Genomic DNA, 5,602 nt, shown 5'->3' on the forward strand with positions numbered 1-5,602 from the left:
GAATACTTCTTAGCATGTTATAAAAATATGTGTTTTAGGCTTGGTTTTAGATTAAGTGTGTGAAATTAAAATTTTGGGAAATATAGTTGGTCACTGTGGTGGAGGGAGTTCTTTGTCTATTGCTTAGCGCAATTATTCACGCATTAAAAATAGGTGTAATTTTACAGGCTAGAGCGGGAATTGCTGATTCCCAAACGATGACTAAAAACAAAATCATCTGGGTTATCAAAAAAAGTACCTTGGGATATGTCAAAAGCACGTATTGAATATCCCCAAGGATCTGATGCATTAAAACTGAATGGGTAGTTTGCCCATAAACTAATATAAGTAATTAATCCAATTAAAAGAATAAGATTTAATTTTAAATTTAGTTTCATTGTGCTTAATTTCTATTTTTTAAATGTAATATATTTATGTCCCAGAAAACTACTCAATACAGGAACACAAATACCGATAAAATGGGCAACTTCTTCTACCCAATAAGTGATACCTAAACCTGGAAGTATCATTCGTGCTAACAGCAAACTAACGATTAATGTTTGTAAAATGGCGGCTATATTGATTAAGGTAAACCAGTAAAATTGATGATGCACATGTCCGTGTCGTGCTGTTTCAAATACCAGTAGACGATTTAAGCTAAATGCGGTAATCATGCCAATTAGATAAGCCAGTACAATTGCTGCTGCATACTGCATAAATAGACTCAAAGCAATACGCGAGAAAAAATTAACCAGTGCAGCAAAGCCACTTACCAGTACAAATTTATAAAAAACAGGATGGAAAAAATCGTGTTTTAAGTTAGACACCAGCTAATTTCGCTAAGGTTTTTCCTAGTTTCACACTTTCCGATATGGAGCGGTCTTCCGGGTAATAATATGAGGTATCCGCCATAATAAAGCCTGTTATCGGTGTTTGCATGGGTGGCAGGCACTGATAAAAATCTGGTGGGCAAATTGTTTGTGCAAATTCATAACGGGAAACCTGACTTGCCAGTATCCAATCTTTTTTGAATGCCGGATTGATTTTTAACAAATATGCTGTGACTTCCTCAAGAAATGTATGTTTATCCTTATTATATTTTGGATGTGTTGCTGGCATATAATAAGGTGCGTATAAAATGCTTTGTGAACTTGGATTTAAGTTACTGTATTCAATTAAACCAGGAATCTGAATTGTTGAATCGTTAATATTTAACCAAAAATTTTCAGTCAGTGGATATTTTAATTTAAGTAAGACACAAACGACACCAATATTATCAATTGCTTCAATTTGATTTTTGGTTTCTTTTGGTAATGCTGGAATCAAACGAGGAACATAAGGTAATGGGATGGTGCTGACTATGCGTTCATATACTTGTTCCTTTCCATTTAATATAAGCCCATTAACCTGCTGATTCTCAACAGTAATTTTTTCTACCTGGCTATTCAATCGAATTCTTCCACCCATTTCCAGAATACGCTGTTCCAATGCGTTCAGCAATGTATCTGAACCACCTTCTAAATAACCCAAGGATTCAGTAAATAAACTTTTTCGCGATAAGGCTACCCGTTTTATTCTTGTACCAATCCAGGCAGCAGAAAGGTTATCTTTATATTCAAAAAACTTCAGCGTGAAAAGACTTTCCCATAATACCTTATACGCTTTTTCTCCCAGCCATTTTTTCAGCCAATGCGTAGCATTGACTTTATCCAATTTAGTCCAGTTCTGGATATTTTTGGTATACATGACATGCAGGGCATAACGCAGTTTTGAAATCATACCCAGTTTGGGAAAACTTAATAAATAAAACGGACTGCCCCACTTATAAAGCATGCCTTCATAAAAAAATCCCATTTTGGTATCTCGCCAACGCAAGGTCTGAGTGAGTTTCAGCTCCTTAAGCAAATCAAATAAGGGCTGGTCGGGGCCGCAGATAAAGTGATAATAACGCTCAATCTTAAGCCCATCAAAGTCAAAACAAGCAGACATACCGCCAATACGATCATCCGCTTCATAAAGATCCACTGCATGACCTTGTTTTAATAACTCATATGCACACATTAAGCCCATAGGCCCTGCACCGATTACTGCAATCCTGGTTTTATCTGACATGCTTACTTTCCAATTCCAGTGCGTTGCAGGCTTACTTTAGCGTAACGCTTATCGTTATAAGTTTCGTCAATTGCTTGCTCAAAAGGCGTTTGTTTAATACCGAACTGTTTTTCCGTATCAATGCCCTTAAAATCATCTCCTGCGGTTAATGCTTTCAGTTGATCCACGGTAAATGGTGGATATTTGCTGAATAAGGCATAAATCCGCATCAGTAGGGCAAAAAACCACATAGGGAGCTTTATAATTAATGTCTTCAACCGCTTAACTTTCTTAATTGCGCGGATAATATCAATATAATCAATTTTCTGATCGCCTACGATGTCATAAACAGTGGCTTCAGGTTGCTGCTCCATACAATGGATAATCATTTCACAAAAATCTTTGTTGTATAAAGGTTGACGCATAAAACGACCATCTCCTGGAATGGGGAAAACCGGTGTTTTTTCCATAAATCGCGCCAGCCAGCCCAGGTGTTTGGGATCAAACCAACCAAACATCAAAGTGGGACGCAGTACACAGTGTTTTATACCACTTTCCACTACCATTTTTTCCTGATCTTTTTTAGTTTGGGTGTAATCATCATCGGCAGCGGACACCACCACTGAAGAACTGATATGTACAATATAGGGAATTTGCCACTTATGTACCGCACCCAATACGACACGGGTAGAATCAATCGTGTCATGGATAAAGGCTTCACGGATTTTGCCGGTAATTCGTGCTTGCAACATGATTAAACAGGCACAACCCTGAAGGCTTTCAATCCATGTTCCTGGTTCTGCCAAGTCTGCGGTAATAGTACTGACATCAGGGTGCATGGTACTTAAAATTGCTAAGTTATGTGCGTGCTTATCAATTACCAGTAGATTTTTATAGCCTTTTTCTTTTAAGCGCACAACCAGGTTTTGCCCCACTAAACCAGCACCACCAGTGAGAACGATTTTATCTGTAAAAGCTATTTTTTTTTCAAGCATGTCTATAATTTTAACTTAATAAAGAGCCATTCCGGGATGAGCTTAATAACCAACATGATAAAACGCCAAAACCACGGTGTGTATAAAATAGTTTGGCGTTTTTCCAGCGCCTGTTCAATATCCCGTGCAACCTTGGCTGGAGATACAAAAAGAAAATTCTTCTTCATGTCAGCAGTCATCGGCGTATCCGTAAATCCCGGTTTAACCGTGAGTACATGCACACCGCTATGATATAAACGGTTGCGCAATCCCTGTGTAAAAATGGATAAACCACCTTTAGCGGCACCATAGATATAATTACTTTGGCGTCCCCGATCACCAGCCACGGATGATAACACCACAATGCTGCCGGAACCACGTCTGGCAAAATCATTGGCAAGTAATGTCAACCAGGAAACCGGGCTGAGAAAATTCGTCTGAAATTCCTGTTGTGCCATCGTATAATCTTGCTCACCTTGCGCTTGTTCACCCAAGGTTCCATAAGCAAGCAACACAACATCCGGTTCTCCCAGGGTTTTATAAACCTGCTGTAATAACCCGGCATGTTTTTCAGTATTTGCCAGATCGGCTGCTGCGTATACTACCTTGGCAGCACCACGAATCTGCAAATCTGCATGGATAATTTGCAGTTTTCCCTCATCACGACCCAGTAAAAAAAGTTTATCTCCCCGTCCTGCAAAGCGCTTTGCAAGTTCTCTGGCAATCGCCGAAGTTGCGCCGATGATCAATATTTTTTTCATATTAAACTACTTTGTTACCCGTCGCCAGAATCCAGAAGAAAAATGCGGATCAATGAATTTCAACATATCTTCCCAGTTTGGGTAAAACTGTTGAAAATGCTGAGCTGACATACGTGTATCCTTGGCGGGATACACCACGCCGCCATTGGCACTGACCATAACATCCAATGCTTCAAGTAAACGCAAGGTTTTTTCACCATGATTCCTGAAGTCCAAAGCAAGGGTAAACCCTTTTCTGGGAAAAGATAATAAACCCAAAGATTGAATATCTCCAAATACCTTCATCACCCCAAGGAATGAAGCCTGCCCGGAATTGGCAATTGTCTTCAGCATTTCTTTAATCACCGCCGGATTATCATACGGCAATACGCATTGATACTGAAAAAAACCCTTGGCACCATAAATCCGGTTCCAATTTTCCACACCATCTAAAGGATAAAAAAAAGGTAAATAATGCGCCAATCCCGTGCTGACTTTTTTTATCTGCTTATGGTAATAAAGTGTATTAAATAATTTAATGCTCAATTTGTTCAAGGTGAAACCGGGAAAATCGATTGGTATGCTGAGTTTGCGAGTATTTTTCATGCAGTAGCCATGATTCCACTGCGGTGCGGCATGGTTGCCTTGCATGAATAGTCCCCTGCCTAATGATTTGCCTTTTGCCATTCCATCCAGCCATGCCACGCTATAGTCAAAAGCTGAGGCTTTAGATAAGCTGAAAAACTCATCAATATTGGCAAATTTAACCGTTTCCACTTCAATCAGTGGGTTATTAATGGGAATGAGTTGGAACTCTACCCAGCGGATTAAACCGGTTAAACCTAAACCACCTACTGTCGCACGGAACCATTCCGGGTTTTGTTGTGGCGAACATAAATAAACACTGCCATCAGAGCGTAATAATTCAAACTGACGTATATGATGACCGAAGTTACCCGCGCAATGATGGTTTTTACCATGTACATCATTAGCGACCGCACCACCTAAGGTAATAAACTGTGTGCCAGGTGTCACCGGTAGAAACCAGCCTACGGGTATAATTAAACTCAGAATCTGAGCCAGCGTAACACCTGATTCACAGCGTAGTATGCCTTTGGCGCGATCAAAATGGAGAAAATGGTTAAGGTTTTGGGTATCGAGTATTCTACCACCTTGATTCAGGCAAACATCACCATAACTTCTTCCCAGGCCATAAGGTAATAAGGTTTCACCTTGTTGAATGTCTGGTAAAACATCTGTAGCCCAGTGCAGAATATCAGCCTTTTGCCGGACAGATGGATAACGATTCCAAGATTGATAAGCTAACATCAGAAACCCCACAAACTCGCAATGACCACCACTACCCCCATCAATAGTACAACCAGGTAGCTGTTCCGATCTCTGAGTGCGAATACAACAGGATCGTCATGCATTAAACCACGATGTGTAATGACCCAAATATAACTAATCCAGTATAACAACAACAAACAAACCAGCCATAGCAAATCAGGGGTTTGATACAACAGACGGACTTCTTGGCTATTAATATACAAAGCCAGCACCAAAACTGAAATATATCCACCAGAAATACCAATATTTGCAAGTATGCTTAAATCATCAGTGATATAACCACGGCCTTCAGCGTAACCATTCAGACCCCCTCCACCTGAGCGACAGGCAAAGCCGGAGCGCTTCTCCCTGCCCGCCGCTCTCCAATAACCTTTTCCAGATAACGCCAAGGAGAAACATCTCGCTTACGGCAGGTATCAATCACCGATGCCAACACCGCAAACACGCGAGTTCCTACCTCCGTTTGAG

General features: G+C 40.3%; 7 protein-coding genes. All 7 read right to left on the minus strand.

Translation table 11 applies throughout. The annotated features are described in order from the left end of the window. Positions 1–161: 161 nt before the first annotated feature. From QUF61_RS17835 to QUF61_RS18295, 7 genes are read right to left on the minus strand one after another with little or no spacing between them, the layout of a single operon-like run. Complete coding sequence (locus QUF61_RS17835; RefSeq protein WP_289682907.1) at positions 162–377, minus strand: hypothetical protein; 216 nt, start codon at positions 375–377, stop codon at positions 162–164. A 12-nt stretch (positions 378–389) separates the two neighbouring features. Continuing rightward, complete coding sequence (locus tag QUF61_RS17840; protein WP_289682908.1) at positions 390–806, minus strand: GtrA family protein; 417 nt, start codon at positions 804–806, stop codon at positions 390–392. Beyond that, positions 799–2,091 carry an NAD(P)/FAD-dependent oxidoreductase gene (locus QUF61_RS17845; protein ID WP_289682909.1) on the minus strand — a complete coding sequence of 431 codons (1,293 nt, stop codon included), beginning with the start codon at positions 2,089–2,091 and terminating at the stop codon, positions 799–801. The genes QUF61_RS17840 and QUF61_RS17845 overlap by 8 nt, the downstream gene beginning before the upstream one ends. A gap of 2 nt (positions 2,092–2,093) precedes the next feature. Further along, complete coding sequence (locus QUF61_RS17850) at positions 2,094–3,065, minus strand: NAD-dependent epimerase/dehydratase family protein (RefSeq protein WP_289682910.1); 972 nt, start codon at positions 3,063–3,065, stop codon at positions 2,094–2,096. A gap of 2 nt (positions 3,066–3,067) precedes the next feature. After that, positions 3,068–3,805: an SDR family oxidoreductase gene (locus tag QUF61_RS17855; RefSeq protein WP_289682911.1), complete on the minus strand. Its 738-nt coding sequence runs from the start codon at positions 3,803–3,805 to the stop codon at positions 3,068–3,070. Between the two features lie 6 nt (positions 3,806–3,811). After that, entirely contained in the window at positions 3,812–5,113 is a 1,302-nt protein-coding gene (locus tag QUF61_RS17860; RefSeq protein ID WP_289682912.1) for an FAD-binding oxidoreductase, read from the minus strand. After that, positions 5,113–5,523 (minus strand): hypothetical protein, encoded by a 411-nt coding sequence (locus QUF61_RS18295; protein WP_455423529.1) that lies wholly within the window; start codon positions 5,521–5,523, stop codon positions 5,113–5,115. The genes QUF61_RS17860 and QUF61_RS18295 overlap by 1 nt, the downstream gene beginning before the upstream one ends. Positions 5,524–5,602 lie beyond the last annotated feature (79 nt).

Origin of the sequence: Candidatus Venteria ishoeyi, from assembly GCF_030378065.1 — a bacterium.
In the GTDB taxonomy this organism is placed as follows: domain Bacteria; phylum Pseudomonadota; class Gammaproteobacteria; order Beggiatoales; family Beggiatoaceae; genus Venteria; species Venteria ishoeyi.

Coding starts and splice junctions, on each gene's coding strand:
- QUF61_RS17845 (WP_289682909.1), bottom strand. CDS start 2,091: ATGTCAGATAAAACCAGGATTGCAGTAATCGGTGCAGGGCCTATGGGC.
- QUF61_RS17860 (WP_289682912.1), bottom strand. CDS start 5,113: ATGTTAGCTTATCAATCTTGGAATCGTTATCCATCTGTCCGGCAAAAG.
- QUF61_RS17835 (WP_289682907.1), bottom strand. CDS start 377: ATGAAACTAAATTTAAAATTAAATCTTATTCTTTTAATTGGATTAATT.
- QUF61_RS17850 (WP_289682910.1), bottom strand. CDS start 3,065: ATGCTTGAAAAAAAAATAGCTTTTACAGATAAAATCGTTCTCACTGGT.
- QUF61_RS17855 (WP_289682911.1), bottom strand. CDS start 3,805: ATGAAAAAAATATTGATCATCGGCGCAACTTCGGCGATTGCCAGAGAA.